Source organism: Pararhizobium capsulatum DSM 1112 (assembly GCF_030814475.1).
GTDB classification, from domain to species: domain Bacteria; phylum Pseudomonadota; class Alphaproteobacteria; order Rhizobiales; family Rhizobiaceae; genus Pararhizobium; species Pararhizobium capsulatum.
On the sequence record NZ_JAUSVF010000001.1, the window covers coordinates 610,600 to 626,846 of the forward strand.

Annotated in this window: 18 protein-coding genes; 8 read left to right on the forward strand and 10 right to left on the reverse strand. The window is 61.7% G+C overall.

What is annotated here, in order from left to right:
- The first annotated feature begins 8 nt into the window (after positions 1–8).
- Together QO002_RS02795 and QO002_RS02800 are read left to right on the forward strand one after the other, a co-directional pair.
- Positions 9–1,637: an ABC transporter ATP-binding protein gene (locus QO002_RS02795; RefSeq protein WP_307233104.1), complete on the forward strand. Its 1,629-nt coding sequence runs from the start codon at positions 9–11 to the stop codon at positions 1,635–1,637.
- A gap of 15 nt (positions 1,638–1,652) precedes the next feature.
- Positions 1,653–2,612, forward strand: a complete 960-nt coding sequence (locus tag QO002_RS02800) for a 2-hydroxyacid dehydrogenase (RefSeq protein WP_307226474.1) — start codon at positions 1,653–1,655, stop codon at positions 2,610–2,612.
- Here QO002_RS02800 and QO002_RS02805 read toward each other — a convergent pair whose 3' ends face one another.
- From QO002_RS02805 to xseA, 3 genes are all read right to left on the reverse strand, one after another.
- Complete coding sequence (locus QO002_RS02805; protein WP_307226476.1) at positions 2,613–3,467, reverse strand: C40 family peptidase; 855 nt, start codon at positions 3,465–3,467, stop codon at positions 2,613–2,615.
- Positions 3,468–3,472: 5 nt separating this feature from the next.
- Entirely contained in the window at positions 3,473–3,808 is a 336-nt protein-coding gene (locus QO002_RS02810) for a MarR family winged helix-turn-helix transcriptional regulator (protein WP_370878534.1), read from the reverse strand.
- 116 nt (positions 3,809–3,924) lie between these two features.
- Positions 3,925–5,517: an exodeoxyribonuclease VII large subunit gene (xseA, locus tag QO002_RS02815; RefSeq protein ID WP_307226478.1), complete on the reverse strand. Its 1,593-nt coding sequence runs from the start codon at positions 5,515–5,517 to the stop codon at positions 3,925–3,927.
- Positions 5,518–5,658: 141 nt separating this feature from the next.
- Between xseA and QO002_RS02820 the strand changes: the two genes are divergently transcribed.
- Both QO002_RS02820 and QO002_RS02825 read left to right on the forward strand, forming a co-directional pair.
- Positions 5,659–5,922 (forward strand): spike base protein, RCAP_Rcc01079 family, encoded by a 264-nt coding sequence (locus QO002_RS02820; protein WP_307226480.1) that lies wholly within the window; start codon positions 5,659–5,661, stop codon positions 5,920–5,922.
- 170 nt (positions 5,923–6,092) lie between these two features.
- Positions 6,093–6,362 carry a hypothetical protein gene (locus tag QO002_RS02825; RefSeq protein ID WP_307226482.1) on the forward strand — a complete coding sequence of 90 codons (270 nt, stop codon included), beginning with the start codon at positions 6,093–6,095 and terminating at the stop codon, positions 6,360–6,362.
- 6 nt (positions 6,363–6,368) lie between these two features.
- On the opposite strand, the gene QO002_RS02830 is transcribed toward QO002_RS02825, so the two are convergent.
- A complete protein-coding gene (locus QO002_RS02830) occupies positions 6,369–7,355 on the reverse strand; it encodes a Gfo/Idh/MocA family protein (RefSeq protein WP_307226484.1) in 987 nt (328 codons plus the stop codon).
- A 175-nt stretch (positions 7,356–7,530) separates the two neighbouring features.
- On the opposite strand from QO002_RS02830, the gene QO002_RS02835 reads away from it, so the two are divergent.
- Entirely contained in the window at positions 7,531–8,481 is a 951-nt protein-coding gene (locus QO002_RS02835) for an aldo/keto reductase (RefSeq protein WP_307226486.1), read from the forward strand.
- A 30-nt stretch (positions 8,482–8,511) separates the two neighbouring features.
- Here the strand turns inward: QO002_RS02835 and QO002_RS02840 are convergent, their stop codons facing one another.
- Positions 8,512–9,456 carry an AEC family transporter gene (locus QO002_RS02840; protein WP_307226489.1) on the reverse strand — a complete coding sequence of 315 codons (945 nt, stop codon included), beginning with the start codon at positions 9,454–9,456 and terminating at the stop codon, positions 8,512–8,514.
- A gap of 189 nt (positions 9,457–9,645) precedes the next feature.
- On the opposite strand from QO002_RS02840, the gene QO002_RS02845 reads away from it, so the two are divergent.
- The 3 genes from QO002_RS02845 to QO002_RS02855 all read left to right on the forward strand — a co-directional run bounded on the left by QO002_RS02845 (position 9,646) and on the right by QO002_RS02855 (position 11,214).
- Positions 9,646–9,903 (forward strand): DUF982 domain-containing protein, encoded by a 258-nt coding sequence (locus tag QO002_RS02845; RefSeq protein WP_307226491.1) that lies wholly within the window; start codon positions 9,646–9,648, stop codon positions 9,901–9,903.
- Positions 9,904–9,970: 67 nt separating this feature from the next.
- The gene (locus QO002_RS02850; RefSeq protein WP_307226493.1) at positions 9,971–10,270 is read left to right on the forward strand and encodes a BON domain-containing protein; all 300 of its coding nucleotides are present in this window, start codon (positions 9,971–9,973) and stop codon (positions 10,268–10,270) included.
- Between the two features lie 227 nt (positions 10,271–10,497).
- Positions 10,498–11,214, forward strand: coding sequence for a Crp/Fnr family transcriptional regulator (locus tag QO002_RS02855; RefSeq protein WP_307226495.1), 717 nt, complete (start codon positions 10,498–10,500; stop codon positions 11,212–11,214).
- Here QO002_RS02855 and QO002_RS02860 read toward each other — a convergent pair.
- Genes QO002_RS02860 through ccoG form a run of 5 tightly spaced genes read right to left on the reverse strand, consistent with a single transcriptional unit; the run spans position 11,195 to position 16,148 of the window.
- Positions 11,195–11,710: a hemerythrin domain-containing protein gene (locus QO002_RS02860; protein WP_307226497.1), complete on the reverse strand. Its 516-nt coding sequence runs from the start codon at positions 11,708–11,710 to the stop codon at positions 11,195–11,197. The genes QO002_RS02855 and QO002_RS02860 overlap by 20 nt on opposite strands.
- Positions 11,661–11,843: a cbb3-type cytochrome oxidase assembly protein CcoS gene (gene ccoS / locus QO002_RS02865; protein ID WP_307226499.1), complete on the reverse strand. Its 183-nt coding sequence runs from the start codon at positions 11,841–11,843 to the stop codon at positions 11,661–11,663. The genes QO002_RS02860 and ccoS overlap by 50 nt, the downstream gene beginning before the upstream one ends.
- Positions 11,840–14,083: a cation-translocating P-type ATPase gene (locus tag QO002_RS02870; protein WP_307226501.1), complete on the reverse strand. Its 2,244-nt coding sequence runs from the start codon at positions 14,081–14,083 to the stop codon at positions 11,840–11,842. The genes ccoS and QO002_RS02870 overlap by 4 nt, the downstream gene beginning before the upstream one ends.
- A complete protein-coding gene (locus tag QO002_RS02875) occupies positions 14,080–14,577 on the reverse strand; it encodes a FixH family protein (RefSeq protein WP_307226503.1) in 498 nt (165 codons plus the stop codon). Before QO002_RS02875 ends, QO002_RS02870 begins: the two co-directional genes overlap by 4 nt.
- A complete protein-coding gene (gene ccoG / locus QO002_RS02880; protein ID WP_307226505.1) occupies positions 14,574–16,148 on the reverse strand; it encodes a cytochrome c oxidase accessory protein CcoG in 1,575 nt (524 codons plus the stop codon). The genes QO002_RS02875 and ccoG overlap by 4 nt, the downstream gene beginning before the upstream one ends.
- Positions 16,149–16,247: the final 99 nt, after the last annotated feature.

Sequence of the window (16,247 nt, forward strand, 5' to 3'; positions counted from 1 at the left end):
ACGACAAAGTGACAGAACCCCTGCTTTCCGTTCGTGATCTCTCGGTCGCCTTCCACCAGGGCGGCAACACCTCGCTTGCCGTCGATCGCGTATCCTTCGACATCCGCCGCGGAGAAGTCGTGGCGCTGGTCGGTGAATCCGGTTCGGGCAAATCCGTCTCGGCCAATTCGATCCTAAAGCTTCTGCCCTATCCGGCGGCAAGCCATCCGAGCGGTGAAATCCTGTTCAACGGCAGGGACCTCCTGAAGGCATCGGATGCGGAGCTGCGTCATGTGCGCGGCAACGACATCACCATGATTTTTCAGGAGCCGATGACGTCACTCAACCCGCTGCATTCGATCGAGCGGCAGATTGCCGAAATTCTCGATCTTCACCAGGGTATCACCGGTGCCGCCGCCCGCACCCGCGTGCTGGAGCTTCTGAACCAAGTCGGCATCCGCGAGCCGGAAAAACGCCTCGCGGCCTACCCGCACGAACTTTCCGGCGGCCAGCGGCAGCGCGTGATGATCGCCATGGCACTCGCCAATCGCCCGGAATTGCTGATCGCCGACGAACCGACGACGGCGCTTGATGTCACCGTGCAGGCGCAGATTCTGGCGCTGCTGAAGACGCTGAAGGACGAGCATGGGATGTCCATGCTGTTCATCACCCACGATCTCGGCATCGTCCGCAAGATCGCCGATCGCGTTTGTGTCATGACCAAGGGCAAGATCGTCGAGACAGGCCCGACCGCGGAAATCTTCGCCAATCCGCAGCATGCCTATACCAAGCACCTGCTCGCCGCCGAGCCAAAGGGCAAGCCGCCGGCCTCCGACCTGTCCAAACCTGTCGTCATGGAAGCGCAGGACGTAAAGGTCTGGTTCCCGATCAAGGCCGGCTTCCTGCGCAAGGTGGTCGATCACGTCAAGGCCGTCGATGGCATCGATCTGTCGCTGCGCGCCGGCCAGACGCTCGGCGTCGTCGGCGAATCCGGCTCCGGCAAGACGACACTTGGTCTGGCGCTGACGCGTCTCATTTCCTCCAAGGGCCGTATCGCCTTCATCGGCAATGACATCGCCGGCTATTCCTTCAAGGAAATGCGGCTGCTTCGAAACCGCATGCAGATCGTCTTCCAGGATCCGTTCGGCTCGCTTTCGCCGCGCATGGCCGTCTCGGATATCATCGCTGAGGGCCTGAAGGTGCATGAAAGCGCACTTTCGGAGAAGGAGCGCGATGCCCGCGTCGCGGCAGCGCTGGAAGAGGTTGGCCTCGATGCCGCGACCCGCTGGCGCTATCCGCACGAATTCTCCGGCGGCCAGCGGCAACGCATCGCCATTGCCCGCGCCATGGTGCTGAAACCGCAATTCGTCATGCTCGACGAGCCCACCTCGGCGCTCGACATGAGCGTGCAGGCGCAGGTGGTCGATCTCCTGCGCGACCTGCAGGCCAGGCATTCGCTGGCCTATCTCTTCATCAGCCACGACCTGAAGGTGGTGCGCGCGCTTGCCAACGACATGATCGTCATGCGTCTCGGCAAGGTGGTAGAGCAGGGGCCTTCGGAAAAGATCTTCACCGCGCCGCAGGAAGACTATACCAAGGCCCTGATGGCCGCCGCCTTCGATATGGAAGCGGTCACTGTTCCCGCCGTCCGTCAGTAATTTTTCGAGTGCATCATGCCTGTCAAAAGCCCCGTCATCGTCGATCTGAAGTTCATCCCGGAAGAAGTGGATGCCGCCCTTGTTAGCGCTTTCCCCGGCCGCGAGGTCATCAACCTCGCCGATCCTGTTCATGAGGGTCGCGATCTCAAGGGCATCGACTACGCCGTTGTGTGGAAATCGGCACCGGATCTGTTTTCACGCGCTCCAGACCTGAAGGTGGTGTTTTCCGGCGGCGCAGGCGTGGATCACGTGCTGACGCTTCCGGGGTTGCCGGAGGTGCCGCTGGTCCGCTTCGTCGATCGCAGCCTCACGACGCGGATGAGCGAATGGGTTGTCATGCAATGCCTGCTGCATCTGCGCCAGCACCGCGCCTATGAGGCCCGGGCAAAGGCGCATATTTGGGAAGATCTGATCCAGCCGGAAGCGGCCGACATCACCGTCGGTGTCATGGGTCTCGGCGTGCTCGGACAGGATGCGATAACAAAGCTTTCGATGATGGGTTTCAAGACCGTCGGCTGGTCGCGCTCGAAGAAACATATCGAGGGTACCGGGACCTTCGATGCGGATGGACTGGATGTCTTTCTCTCGAAGACCGATTTCCTCGTTGGCCTGTTGCCGTTGACAGACGAGACGCGAGGCATTTTCAATGCCGGACTCTTCGCCAAGCTCAGCCGCAAGGGACCTTTCGGCGCGCCGGTGTTCATTAACGGCGGCCGTGGCGGCAGCCAGGTCGAAACCGATATTCTCTCAAGCCTGGAGTCGGGGACGCTTGGCGCTGCCTCGCTTGACGTCTTCGAACAAGAGCCGCTCTCTAAGAACAGTCCGTTCTGGGACATGGACAACGTCTACGTCACCCCGCATGTTGCGGCGTCGTCGGACGTCAAGGCGCTGTTTTCCCATGTCGAGCAGCAAATCGAGCGGTTTGAAAGCGGTCAGCCGCTGCAGCATCTGGTGGATCGCAAAGCCGGCTATTGATCAGGGCCGGCGATAGCCTGTCGGCTGGTTGTAGAGCCAGCCGATCCGGTTGATCGACTCCTCCAGGCCCTCATGGGACACATTCATCGTGTGGCCATTGGCGTGCAAAAGCGTGTGCTCATTTTCCATGATCGCCACATGGCCCTTCCAGAAGACGAGGTCGCCACGGCGCAGCTCATCGCGGGTAATCGGTGCGCCGAGACCCTTTGCCTGCATGTCTGTGTCGCGGGGCGCCTGACGTCCCGCCATCGCCATCGACAGTTGAACGAGACCGGAGCAATCGATGCCGAAACCGGAACGGCCGCCCCAGAGATAGGGTGTTTCAAGGAAGCGCTCCGCAACGGCCACATAGTCGTTGGCCATGTCGGCATCGACCAGCGCGCAATGGTTGGCGATAACAGCTTGTCCGCCATCGAGCAGGAAATAGCGGGTGCCGCGTGTCTCGCGTTCGTCGACAACTGTGATGCGGCTTCCCATGGAGAGCGGCTGCACGGTTGGGAAACGCAGGTCAGGGCCGACATAGACGAAGGTCCGTGGCGCAGTCACGATGTGCGTTGGGCTCTTGATCACAGGGCCGATCGTATAATCCGGCACATAGCCGACATAGCCGTCGCTATCCGCCTTCACCCAGGCCCATCCCGCTGATGTGTCGAAGACATGGACGATTTCGCCGAGCAGAAGCTCCGTGTCGGTGCCGCATTCGAGTTCCGGCCGTGCCCTCAGCTGCACGACGGGTACGGTGACCTCGCAGGTGGTTCCGACCACATAGTTGTCAGCGCTGACGAGGCCGCGAAGGCGCTCCTCGGCAAGATCGGGGCGATAGGCATTGAGGCGGCGGTCGGGAAGATCAGACATGGTTCTCAAATAGCAAGTTTGCGTCCCTGATCAATGATCAGATCGCCAAGTTTTTCAAGATAGAGCGCGCCTTCCAGCGTGCGCTTGATGATGACGTTGCGCCGATCCTTGTCATCGCGGTTGCGCGATACGAGCTGCAGGTCGCCCATCGTATCGAGCGCGCGGGTAATGACCGGCTTTGTGACGCCGAGCGTTTCGGCAAGCCCGCGCACCGTATGCGGCGGCGGGACGAGATAGATATGAAGCAGGATGGATATTTGCCGGAGCGTCAGGTCGTGGCCGAGCCGCACCTGTTGCAGCGAGGCGCCGTGCCAGAGATTCAACGCCTGCGAGGCGGACATTTCGATCGGCAAGGCAGACCTCACGCATAGTTCATGCCCAAGCTAACCCAGGGATCGTTACGGAAGCGTTTCTTTTTCGAGGCGTGTCGCGATCGGTCAGAGGCGCTTCTCGTGCATCAGAAAAGACTGCCCTGCTTTGCGGGCCCACCGGAGATTTCCTTGTCAGCACGCTTCTTGGCCGGCTTGGGTGCCGGAGGTGGACGATCGCCGGTGGTGACGGCATTGACACTGTCATCGGCAAACTCGATCGAAATCGCCTGGCCGGAGCCAAGAGATGCCGCTGCGTGCACGGGCAGGCCCGCGTTGTCGTAGACGATCGCGTAACCGCGCTTCAGGACGTTGCGGTAGGAGAGGGATTGCAGCACGCGATCCTGCGCCACGACCAAACCCCTCAAGCGCCGGAGATCGGCGGCCATCGCCGTATCGGAGCGGGCGGAAAGGCCGGCAATGCGATCGCGCGAGCGATGGACCTGCCCAAGGATGCGAACGGGCAGCGCGCGAAGCGAAGCATCCGCCGCCGATGTTCTGCCGCGGGCACGGTCGATCATGCGTTCGACAATACGCTCGGCGCGCATCATGCGTTCGGCAAGCCGCTGCCTGTCGCCGGCAAGCCGGTTGGACAGCATGTCCGGCCGCAGATGTGCGGCAATGCGCTCGAAGCTGCGGCGCTTATTGGCGGTGTTCATCTGCAGACCGCGGCCGAGACCGGTCGAAGCCTCATCGAAACGCCGGCGCGGCAAGGCTAGAAGCTGGTCGAGCGAAGGCAGCGCCCGGCCGAGCGCGCGCAGTGCCTGACGCCGGTTGTCCATCTGTCGGGTCGCCGCCCCTCTAAGGCGTGCACCAAGCCCCGCCACCATCGCCTCAAGCTCCGCCTTGACCGGCACGGCCATTTCCGCGGCTCCGGTCGGCGTTGGTGCGCGCTGGTCGGCCGCATGGTCGATCAGTGTCCAGTCCGTCTCGTGCCCCACGGCTGAAATCAACGGTATACGCGATGCGGCGGCGGCCCGCACCACCGCCTCGTCGTTGAAGCTCCAGAGGTCTTCGAGGCTGCCGCCCCCGCGCGCCACGATGAGCACGTCGGGAACGGCGAACAGACCTGCGGGCGAGAAGGCGTTGAAGCCCTCGATCGCGGCCGCCACCTCATTGCCCGAGCCTTCGCCCTGAACCCGCACCGGCCAGACGATGACATGCACGGGGAAGCGATCGGAGATGCGATGCAGGATATCGCGAATGACGGCACCAGTCGGCGAAGTGACGACGCCGATGACACGCGGCATGAAGGGCAGGGCACGCTTGCGCGCGCTGTCAAACAGGCCCTCGGCCGCCAGCTTGCGTTTTCGCTCTTCCAGGAGCGCCATCAACGCCCCGGCACCGGCGGGCTCCAGAGTCTCGATGACAATCTGGTATTTTGACGAGCCGGGGAAAGTCGTGACCTTGCCGGTCGCGATGACTTCCATGCCTTCTTCAGGCCGGAACTTGAGCCGGCTCATCGTCCCCTTCCAGATCACGGCATCGATGCGCGCCTTGTCGTCCTTCAGGGCAAAATAGGCGTGACCCGAGGAATGCGGTCCGCGATAGCCGGAAATTTCGCCGCGCACGCGCACCTGGTCGAACGCCTGCTCGACCGTCCGCTTGATCGAGCCGGAGAGTTCCGAGACCGAGTATTCGGCAAGGTTTGACGGGGTTTCTGATTCGAAGAATGAGCTCATGAACGCCAGTTTGCCGTGCCTTCACTTTATTTGCCAGCGTTTGAGACAAACCCTCAACAGGCGTTTCACTCTCCCCGTTTTCCCCCGTCGCCTGGCATGCGCGGATCATGGGTGGATTGCTGTCTTGATAAAGGAGCTTCCATGCCAGACCGCTTTTCCAACAATGCCGCCTCGCTCTCAGGCCCGGCGTCGCACGCTTTTACGATCACCCCATCCGATACCGCTGATCTCGCGGAGGCCGTCCGCGCGCTTTATGTCGGGAGCGGCGGTGCCGTGAGCGTTCGCACGGTTTCGGGCGCGAGCGTTACCTTTCTCACAGTTGCAGGGGGCGCGATCCTGCCGGTGCGCGCGGACCGGGTTTTTCAAACGGGCACCACCGCGGCGGATATCGTCGGCCTGATTTGATGTGCAGAAACGGGCCGCCGCTTCGAACAGCGGCGGCCCGGTCTTCACGTTTTGTAATAATATGAAACAGTTTGCCCGTTTCCCGTGTTATAACTGGGCACTGCAGGTTATGCGAAATTTATCGAGCCTTGTGCAAGCATGGAGGTAGAGTTTAGCAACGGGAGGGTCGGATGGTGATCTTGACCGCATTCGCAATTGGACTGCTGACAACGGCCTTGCGCTCAGTCATCTGCTATGCGCTTGCCGGCTGCCTGGTCCTTGTGGTCTTCGGCGCCGCTGCTCTTGTTTCAGCGGGACCTGTTTCCTTCATGCCGCTGCTATTTGCCATCCTCGGCTATAACGCAGGCATTGCGGCCGCGGTCGGCTCCTATCTCGTCGCTGACCGGCTTCGCACCGCCCGATCGGAAAGCAGAGCGCAGCGACCGACACCGCTGCGCTGACCCGTATCAGACTGTTTCCCAGCCATCTTTTTCGCTAGCGCGATAGATCGCATCGATCAGCTTCTGGTTGTTGACCGAGCTTTCCAGTGTCACGATCTCCTCGGTTTCACCGGCAGCGGCGCGCGCAAAAGCTTCCACTTGCAGCTTGTACTGGCGCGCATCCTGGAAACGGAAGTGCTGGGATTGCGAGTGGTTCTGGTTGGTGAGCTCGATTTCTTCGGCGCCGTAACGGTCGGCGTTGAAGGGGGACTTCACCTCGATGAACCCCTTGTCGCCGTGGAAAACCATGACCTGCCGCGCTGCAAGCTGGGTCGAGATGTAGAAGGCCAGTTCGAAATCGCCGAAGTCGGCCCGCACGCTTGAATAGATGTCGGTGCCGAAATCCGGGTCACGATCGGTGTTTGCCTGCACGCGAACCGGCTCCTTGCCGGTCACGAAACGGGTCGAGATGGTCGGATAGACACCGATATCCGGCAGGCCACCGCCGCCGAGCTCGGGGATGTTGCGCATGTTGCTGGTGTCGCGGTTGAAATAGGTAAAGGCGCCCTGCACGTAGCGCAACTTGCCGATCGCGCCCTCGGCCAGAAGCGAGCGTACCTTCCGCCACACAGGGCTGTAGGTCACCATATAGGCTTCCGAAACGATCACCTTGTTGCGGTCACGCGCTGCAATCAGTGATTCGATCTGCGAGGCATGCAGCGAGATCGGCTTTTCGCAAAGCACGTGCTTGCCGGCATCGGCAGCCTTGATCGACCATTCGATATGCTGTGAGGTTGGCAGCGGAATATAGACGGCATCGATCGTGTCGGATGCCAGCATCTCCTCATAACTGCCGAAAGCGTGGGGCACGGAGAAGCGGTCGGCCATGGCGCGCGCCTTGGACAGATCGCGGCTGGCGACGGCGGTTACGACGCAGTTTTCCGCGTCCTGGATAGCCGGCACGACAAGTTCGCGGCCGATCTTGGCGGTCGATAGGATACCGAAGCGCAACATCTGTAGTCCTCCCTAATGATGGCCGCACAGTAGCGGTGAGGTACGTGCCCATCAAGCGGTATCGCATTCGAATAATTCGCCTCATCTCGCAAAAAATGCCCTGTACGAAGCCGGGTTTGCTGGGGCACAGTCCACTCTCCGCAACGATGCGACCCCTCACTCAGGAGCTGATCCCATGGAAAAGCGCAGCCTTGGCCGCACCGGCCTGTCGATCGCCCCGCTGGTTTTTGGCGGCAATGTCTTCGGCTGGACGGCCGACGAAAAGACATCCTTTGCCCTTCTCGATCGCTTCTTCGATGCCGGTTTCAACGCCATCGATACGGCCGATGTCTATTCATCCTGGGTGCCGGGCAACAAGGGTGGCGAATCCGAAGCGATCATCGGCAAGTGGTTGAAGCAATCCGGCCGATCCCGTGACGAAGCCGTCATCGTCACCAAGGTCGGCTCCGAAATGGGGCCGGGCAGGAAGGGGCTGAAGGCCGGCTGGATCAAGCAGGCTGTCGAAGACAGCCTGGCACGGCTGCAGACCGATTATATCGATGTCTATCTTTCCCATTGGCCGGATCCGGAAACACCCTACGAAGAGACGCTGGCCGCCTATGATGCGCTGTTGAAGGAAGGCAAGGTCCGTCATGTCGGCGCCTCGAACCTCAATGCGGCGCAGTTGCGCGAGGCGCTCGACGTTTCTGCGGCCAGCGGCCTGCCCCGTTACGACGTCCTGCAGCCGGAATACAATCTCTACGACCGCTCTTCCTTCGATGGGCCTTTGCGCAATCTCTGCATTGCGGAGGAGATCGGCGTCATCACCTATTTCAGTCTCGCAAAAGGCTTCCTCTCCGGCAAGTACCGGTCGCACAAGGATCTCGAGGGCTCTGCCCGCGGCGGCGGCATCGGAAAATATCTCGATGGCCGCGGCATGCGCATTCTGGGTACACTGGACGAAGTTGCGGCCGATCTCGGGGCAACGCAGGCCGAGGTTGCGCTGGCCTGGATCACGGCCCGTCGCGGGGTAACGGCGCCGATCGCCAGCGCCACCAGCCTGACGCAGGTCGAAAGCCTGATCAAATCGGCGACGATCACCTTGAGCACGGAGGCCTGCCGGTTGCTCAACGAGGCAAGCGAATAAGGGTTTTTCGTCAATTCCCTCGACGCAGCCTCAGAGCAGAATGAATGCCCAGGCCGAGACCGAAATGACGCCAAGCGCCGTGGTCAGCGTGATCGTCGAGGAGGCGAGGCCATGGCCGACGTTGAAATGGTTGGCAATCAGCCAGGCATTGACGCCGGTCGGCACTGACGAGGTAAGGACGAGTGCGGCCGTCCAGGCGTGGTCGAGTGCGAGCAGATGGCAGGCGGCAAAGACGGTTGCCGGCAGCACGACGAGCTTCAGGCAGGTGGTGACGCCAGCGAGTCCCAGATTGCCGGACAGGCCATACTTGTCGAGCGCCATGCCGATCGAGATCAGCGCCGCCGGCGCGGCAACCGCCGCAATCTGATCGACGACAATCTTGACCGGCCCGCCGAGCGGCGTTCCGAGCAGATGATAGAGTGCCCCGAGCGCAAGCCCGATGACCAGCGGATTGCGGACGAGATTGCGCATGATCCCGCGCAGCAGCCGCAAAGGGCTTTGGGCGGCCTTGCCATTCGTCTTGCGCTCCGCCCGCTCCATCAGCACCGTCCCGGCGATCATCATCACAGGCAGATGCACGGAAAGCAGGATCGAAAGCGCCACCAGCCCCTCTTCGCCGACATTGCGCGATACCAGCGGTAGGCCGATGAACACGTTGTTGGCAAAGGCGGAGGAAACGCCGGCGAGAACCCCGATGCGCGCATCGCGGCCAAACAGCAGGGTGGCGGCAAAATGCCCGAGACCCCAGGTGACGGCGACGCCGGAAAAATAGGCGACCCAGAGCAGCCAGGGCGAACTGCCGCTGAAATCGGCTTCGGCGATGGTGCGAAAGAGAAGGACGGGGACTGCAACCCGGAAGACGAAATCGCTCAAGCCATCGCCGACAGTCGCTTTGAGATAGCCGATCCGGACGATCAGCCAGCCGATAAGGATGAGCAGGAAGACGGGGACGACATTGAGGAAGATATCGGACATCAGCACGAGTCTCTGGAGAAAAGACGACATCCGACCTTTACGACCCGCAAACAGCCACAGGCAACGGAAAATCATCACGCCGTCATTTTGCAATGCACATTAGAAATCGCTTCTGCAAAATCATCCTGACGCAAGCCTCGCATGCGAGATTTAGCGTGCGAAATGTAGCCTAATTGTGAGGCATCCCCGATGAACGAAAAGTGGTGGCAGGAACCCGTCGTCCTCGAACTTGGCGGGATTGGAAAATACCAGGTGGTTCGCAACACGCGCGAGGCGGCGGAATGCCTTCTCGATCGATGGCCTGTCCACGAGGGCATGGCCTACAAGGCGGCGATCCGGATGTGCCGATATGTGCTGAGCGGCGAGCAGCCTGTTGATTATGCACGGCAGGATTTCATTGCCGCCGCAGTCGAAGCCTTCATCCATGTGGAGCCCCCACGTATTTGATGAAGGTGCGGGAAACCCCCGGAACATTCGAGATCAGATGGCGTTCCCTCTCTGGAAGGAAAAGCCTATGGCCACGGAACGCTCTTTTTATGCCCATAGCGATGACAGGGCCGACCTGCAGGACGAAGACCTGGCCGGTAAGGTGCTCCGCTATATCCGTTATGTGACGCTGATCGACACCTCCGATATCTCGGTGATGGCGATTGGCCGGACGATTGTGCTCAGCGGCACGGCCTCCTGCGAGACCGAAATCGGCTGCGTCGAGGAAGCGACCGCCGCCGTGATCGGTGTGCATCTGATCGAGAATCAGCTGGAAGTGCGCAAACATAGGGTACATCGCGCAAAACTTTGCAGCGGTTTTGCGTAAAGGATAGTCCTAAAAACAAAGGCCTGAAGCGGGGGGCTCATCGTAACGATCGCGACACGCCTTGAGTGCAATGACGCGGCATTGGCGCGCAGTGGGTGGTTTTGTCGCAAAGTGTGATGTTCCGCAGCGTCGAGGAAGCGGCTATCAAGGTGTTGATGCGACGGGAGCATTTTTGCTCTGATTTTTGGACGCAACACGGGGTCGCAGGGGCAGCACCGGCATTGGCAATGACGCGCATAGACATTCACAACTCACAGACGCCGGCTCTCTGTCAAAGCTGCGAGATCCGCCATAAGGGCATGTGCGGCGCGCTTGATGCGGACGAGTTGCTCGCGCTTTCGCGCCATACGCGGCAGGTGCGCCATGAGGCAGGTGCCCAGCTTTCCAGCGAAGACACCCCGATTACCTCCTACGCCAACGTCATGCGTGGTGTGGTGAAACTCACCAAGATGCTGGAAGATGGCCGCCAGCAGGTCGTCGGCCTGCAATTCGCGCCGGATTTCGTCGGCCGTATGTATGGCAGCAACAGCGATGTCTCTGTCGAGGCGGCCTCCAACGTGGAGCTCTGCCGGGTGCCGCGTGCGGCGCTGGAGCAGCTGGTTGCCGACAATCCCAAGCTTGAACGCCGCCTGATGGAGCAGACGCTCAGGGAACTGGACGAAGCCCGCGGCTGGATGGTGACGCTTGGTCGCAAGACGGCGGCGGAGAAGGTGGCAAGTTTCCTCTATCTGATCGCCACTCATATCAGTCCTCAAGACGATGCCGGCGCGGCAGAATTCGACCTGCCGCTGTCGCGTGCCGATATCGCCGATTTCCTGGGCCTCACCATCGAAACCGTATCGCGGCAGATGACGAAGCTGAGGACATCCGGCGTGATCACCATCATCGCCAACCGGCATATCCTCGTGCCGGACCTTGCCCGCCTCAAGGCGCGCTGCAGCTGAGGCGGGCGGTGTCGCCCGTGCCGGCCAGAAGCAACGGCATCAGTACGTCGCGATCGAAGTGGATATGGCGGCGGGTGGCGGCAAAGAAGGTGCGCAGCATGTAGCCCAGCGTTTCTGCAGAAGGCTTTGGCCTGCCCCAGCCGCGAGCGCTCAGCGCATCGTAAAGCTCATCGGCATAGGCGTCGTCCTCCAGATGCTCGAAGCGGAGCCGGTCAATGATGGCGGCAAAGGCTGGCGACGCCGCGGTGCGGTCCTGCAACAGCGGAAAAAGCAGCAGCTCCTCCAGCTTGTGGGCACGGTCGAGAACGGCGGGGATGGTACGGGCAAGGCGCAGGCAATGAAACCTGTCGAGCCCAGCCGGCAAGGCGTCCGCCAGCCGCTCCAGCGCATCGCAAAGCGCCAGCTGTTCGCCCCAGATCTCCGAGAGCAGCGTGAAGGATTCCGTCTTAGAGGCTTGCGCGTGCAGGGGTCTGCTCCTTGCTGGGGAGTTCGTCATTTTCGACGAAGATCCGTTCGGCGGCACCGTCGAGATCCTCGTATTGGCCGCTTTTCAGCGCCCAGAGGAAGGCGATCAGGCCAAGGCCCCCGAGGAAGAGGGCGACGGGGATGAGGAACAGCAGCATGGTCACGGCGCGACGACCCCCATTACCCGTCCCATACCGTTTCTCTTGGCGGGCTGTGGGGCGGGCGCTTTCAGCCGAAGCGCATTGGCGATGACCAGGATGGAGGAGACCGACATGGCAATTGCAGCAACCAGCGGCGTAACATAGCCGAGGATGGCGATGGGCACGGCGAGGGCGTTGTAACCGATCGCCAACGCGAAATTCTGCCGGATCAGCTTGCCCGCCTCGCGCGACACCGAGAGCGCCAGCGGTACGGCCGACAGGCTTTCGCGCAGGAAAACGAAATCCGCAGCATTGCGGCCGATATCGGCGGCAGTGGCAGGCGCCATCGAGACATGGGCGGCGGCGAGGGCCGGAGCATCGTTGAGGCCATCGCCAACCATCAGAACCCGATACTCATCGAGAGCAAGCTCGTTCAGCCGGTGGACCTTGTCGCCGGGTAATACCTGCGCTTGCCAGTGGGTGATGTCGAGCACCTTGGCGGTTTCGGCCGCTGCTACGGCGCGGTCGCCAGAAAGCATTTCAATGCCGATGCCGCACGAACGCAGCGCTGCAAGGGCTTGCGGAGCATCCACGCGCAGGCGGTCGGTGAAGGTGAAGGCGGCGCGGAGCATGCCATCGACGCCGAGGACGGTTGCCGCACCATCGGCGGCGTCCGGATTCCTCAGGGCCCAGCAGGCCCGGCCAAGCCGGTAGGACCTGCCTCCCAGCCGTCCGGATATGCCTAGGCCGGGATGTTCCTTCACTGCATCGAATTTCAGCTTTGCGGCGGGATAAGCCTCGGCGATTGCCCGTGCGCTCGGATGGCGTGAGAGAGCGGCAAGGGCGGAAGCGATCTCCAGTGGCTGGCCATTCGCAGCAAAGGTCGATGTCGCGACCGGGTGGCCTGATGTCAGCGTGCCGGTTTTGTCGAAGACAACGATATCGATCTGGGCGAGCCGCTCCATGGCGGAGCCGTCCTTGACCATGATGCCGTTTTCAAACAGGCGACGGGCAGCGACGACCTGCACGATCGGCACGGCAAGGCCGAGCGCGCAGGGGCAGGTGATGATCAGAACGGCAATGGCAATGGTGATCGCCCGGTGCCAGTCGCCGGAGACGAAAAGCCAGCCGATGCAGGTGAGAAGCGCCGTCAGGTGGACGACGGGCGAGTAGAGCGCCGAGGCACGATCGGCGATGCGGCGATAGGTGCTGCGGCTGCTTTCGGCGGCCTCCATCAGGCGGACGATTTCTGCGAGGAAAGATTCGCGCGCGATCGCGGTAACGCGGATGACGAGCGGCCCTGAGAGGTTCAGCGTGCCGGCCCGGACAGTGTCGCCTCTCGTGTTGGCCTGCGGCGCGGACTCGCCGTTGACGAGCGAGCAATCCATATCCGACATGCCCTCTACAACGGTGCCATCCACGGGTACCCGCTCGCCCGCCGTCACCAGAAGCTGCATGCCGACGGAGATTTCGCCGAGTGGCAAATAGCTGTGGCTGCCATCCCCGCGCAGTATAACCGCACCTTTCGGCTGAAGTCGGACAAGCCCCTTCACCGCCGCCCGCGCCTTGTCGCGCATGACGTGATCCAGCGTGCGACCGATCAGGAGGAAAAAGAGCAGCGAAACAGACGCATCGAAATAGGCATGTTCGCCATGATGCAATGTCTCATAGAGGCTCATGCCGAAGGCAAGCGAGACGCCGAGCGCGATCGGCACGTCCATGTTCATGCGGCCATGCTTCAGCGCATTCCAGGCGGAGCGGAAATAGATGCGGCCGGCAAAGAGTAGCGCCGGAAGCGCAATCAGCGGCGACAGCCAGTGGAAGAGATCGCGTGTCGAGCCATCCGCGCCCGACCAGACGGAGACCGAGAGCAGCATGATATTTCCGGCGGCAAAACCCGAAACGGCAATCGCGCGCATGAGCTCGCCACGCGTCTTGTCGCTTTCGGCAGCGTCGCTGTCGAAGAGATGGGCGGGATAGCCGAGCGCGGCCAGCTTTTCCACAAATTGCGGGGTCGCGACGTCCTTCCAGGAGACGGTGACGCGCCGGGTCGAGAGATTGACGCGAGCGCTGAAAACCTCGTCGAGCGCCCCGAGTTCGCGCTCAATCAGGGTGATGCAGGCGCCACAATGGATATCCGGCACCGCAAGCTCCGTCTGTAGGAGGCCGTTTCCGAGCGGGCGGCTTTCGAGCCTAAGCTCATCAATGCCCGGCAGGCGGGTGGCGGCGAGCCCGATTTCCGTTCCAGGAGCGCAGCAGCTCATTGCAGCACTCCGTTCTCGATGGTGATGCGCAGGGTGCTGCGATAGGGTGTTTCGAGCCCCGCCTCGGCGTTGATCTCAACGTCCCAAATACCATCGCGCAGCTTGTCGACCGAGATGAGATCGCCATTGTCAGCAGGTGTGAGCGTCGTCGTCCAGTTGGCGCCCTGATAGGCCGGGTGGCGAAAGACGACGGTTGCCGAGCGGGCAGGGACAGGCTTTCCATCCGCACTGGCAAGCCGATAACTGAAATGACCACCAGCAATGTCGAAATCCATCGTCCAGCCAAGTGCTTCCTGTTTGCGGGCGGCGGCGAGGCCTTCGTTGAATTGCTGGCTCGCCACATAGGAGTTTTCGACAACGAGGCCGCTCCAGCTGGATTTGGCGAAGCTGAACATCACCATGTTGACCGCTATGATGGTGCCGAAGAAGGCAACGAGGATGGCAAGCATGTGCCGGCCGGTGAATTCGCGCGGGCGTGCAGCGGCAGTTTTCATCTCGGGATCTCCGGTGTTTCGAAGCTGGTGCGATAGGTGCTCTGTTCGTCGCTGCCGCGATCTTCGGCGATCAGATCGAAGCTCACGGCACCGGGTGTGGCATCTGTCGATGGCTGACGCACGAAAACCTTGACAGTGCGCAGGCGATCGGGTTCGACGGGGACGATCAGCGCGCCGCTGGCGTCGTTTTCCAGGCCGGCCGCCGTCATCGAGGCACCGGCAAGGCCTTCCATATGCAGCGTGAAGGCTCGGGGTTCGGGGCGCATGTTGAGAAGCTTGACCGTATAGCCGTTGCGGATCGAACCATCCGAGAGCAGCACATATTGCGGATTGCGGTCCCTGAGCACGTTGATTTCCACGCGGTTCCGGGTGACGAGGGCCGTGAGCAGCAGCCCGATACCGAGTAAGGCCCAGAGGCCGGCATAGAGCAGCGTGCGTGGTCTCAGAAGCGTAGCCGGCTTCACACAGGAGAGTGCCGGGGAAAGCTTACCCTCTGCGGTGCGCACCAGCGACGGCGTGATCGGCTGGATGCCGCCGGCGGTCGCGATCGCCATGTTGGCGTTGTAGTCGTTAAGGGTGGCGTAGGAGATCAGACCGCGCTCCTTGCCGAGCTTGTCCATGACGCCATCGCAGGCGTCGATGCAGAGCGCGCAGCTAATGCATTCCAGCTGCTGGCCGTCGCGAATATCGATGCCCATGGGGCAGACGGCGACGCAGGCGTTGCAATCGACACAATCGCCGGCCGTAACGCCCGTGGCTGCCGCCTTCTTCTGGTGGCGGCCGCGCGGTTCGCCGCGCCAGTCGTTGTAGGTAACGGTCAGCGAGGTCTCGTCGAGCATGACGGCCTGGATGCGTGGCCAAGGGCACATATAAGTGCAGACCTGTTCGCGCATCAGCCCGCCGAAGGCATAGGTCGTGGCGGTGAGGATTGCGACTGTGATATAAGCGACGGGTGCGGCTGCGCCGGTCATGACCTCGTGCAGCAATGTCGGCGCATCGGCGAAGTAGAAGATCCAGGCGCCGCCGGTCGCAACCGCGATCACGATCCAGATCGAATGCTTGACGGTCCTGAGCCAGAGCTTATGCGGGCTCATCGGCGCTGCATCGAGCTTCATGCGGGCATTGCGGTCACCCTCCACCCAGCGCTCGACCACGAGGAAGAGATCGACCCACACCGTCTGCGGACACGTATAGCCGCACCAGGCGCGGCCGACGACGGAGGTGACGAGGAACAGGCCGATGCCAGCCATGACGAGAAGGCCGGCGACGAAGAAGAATTCCTGCGGCCAGATCTCGATGAAGAAGAAATAGAAGCGGCGATTGGCGAGATCGATCAGCACGGCCTGATCGTGTGCATAGGGACCGCGATCGAAGCGCAACCAGGGCGTCAGATAATAGATCGCCAGCGTGATCGCCATGACGATCCACTTGAAGCGGCGGAAATTGCCGGATGCGCGCTTCGGAAACACCTTCTTGCGGGCTGCATAAAGCGGTTGGCGGATCCGCGCAGAATTGACGGCGACGGCATCCAGCGTTTCCACCTCCGGCTTGGTTTGGGTCTCGTCCAGCATCCGTATTCTCCGGCCAGCGCCTTCACGAGGAGGCGAAGCGGCCACCGCCACCTCGCCTCCTCAGCTTCGTCCTTCCCCACCGTCGCATCCGAGGCCGCG

Bases quoted from the DNA above. Each gene is read 5' to 3' on its own strand.
- QO002_RS02875 (WP_307226503.1), bottom strand. From the start codon at position 14,577: ATGAAAACTGCCGCTGCACGCCCGCGCGAATTCACCGGCCGGCACATG.
- QO002_RS02805 (WP_307226476.1), bottom strand. From the start codon at position 3,467: ATGTCTGATCTTCCCGACCGCCGCCTCAATGCCTATCGCCCCGATCTT.
- QO002_RS02810 (WP_370878534.1), bottom strand. From the start codon at position 3,808: ATGTCCGCCTCGCAGGCGTTGAATCTCTGGCACGGCGCCTCGCTGCAA.
- QO002_RS02870 (WP_307226501.1), bottom strand. From the start codon at position 14,083: ATGAGCTGCTGCGCTCCTGGAACGGAAATCGGGCTCGCCGCCACCCGC.
- QO002_RS02825 (WP_307226482.1), top strand. From the start codon at position 6,093: ATGGTGATCTTGACCGCATTCGCAATTGGACTGCTGACAACGGCCTTG.
- QO002_RS02830 (WP_307226484.1), bottom strand. From the start codon at position 7,355: ATGTTGCGCTTCGGTATCCTATCGACCGCCAAGATCGGCCGCGAACTT.
- ccoG (WP_307226505.1), bottom strand. From the start codon at position 16,148: ATGCTGGACGAGACCCAAACCAAGCCGGAGGTGGAAACGCTGGATGCC.
- QO002_RS02800 (WP_307226474.1), top strand. From the start codon at position 1,653: ATGCCTGTCAAAAGCCCCGTCATCGTCGATCTGAAGTTCATCCCGGAA.
- xseA (WP_307226478.1), bottom strand. From the start codon at position 5,517: ATGAGCTCATTCTTCGAATCAGAAACCCCGTCAAACCTTGCCGAATAC.
- QO002_RS02855 (WP_307226495.1), top strand. From the start codon at position 10,498: ATGACGCGCATAGACATTCACAACTCACAGACGCCGGCTCTCTGTCAA.
- QO002_RS02860 (WP_307226497.1), bottom strand. From the start codon at position 11,710: ATGACGAACTCCCCAGCAAGGAGCAGACCCCTGCACGCGCAAGCCTCT.
- QO002_RS02845 (WP_307226491.1), top strand. From the start codon at position 9,646: ATGAACGAAAAGTGGTGGCAGGAACCCGTCGTCCTCGAACTTGGCGGG.
- QO002_RS02850 (WP_307226493.1), top strand. From the start codon at position 9,971: ATGGCCACGGAACGCTCTTTTTATGCCCATAGCGATGACAGGGCCGAC.
- QO002_RS02835 (WP_307226486.1), top strand. From the start codon at position 7,531: ATGGAAAAGCGCAGCCTTGGCCGCACCGGCCTGTCGATCGCCCCGCTG.
- QO002_RS02820 (WP_307226480.1), top strand. From the start codon at position 5,659: ATGCCAGACCGCTTTTCCAACAATGCCGCCTCGCTCTCAGGCCCGGCG.
- QO002_RS02840 (WP_307226489.1), bottom strand. From the start codon at position 9,456: ATGTCCGATATCTTCCTCAATGTCGTCCCCGTCTTCCTGCTCATCCTT.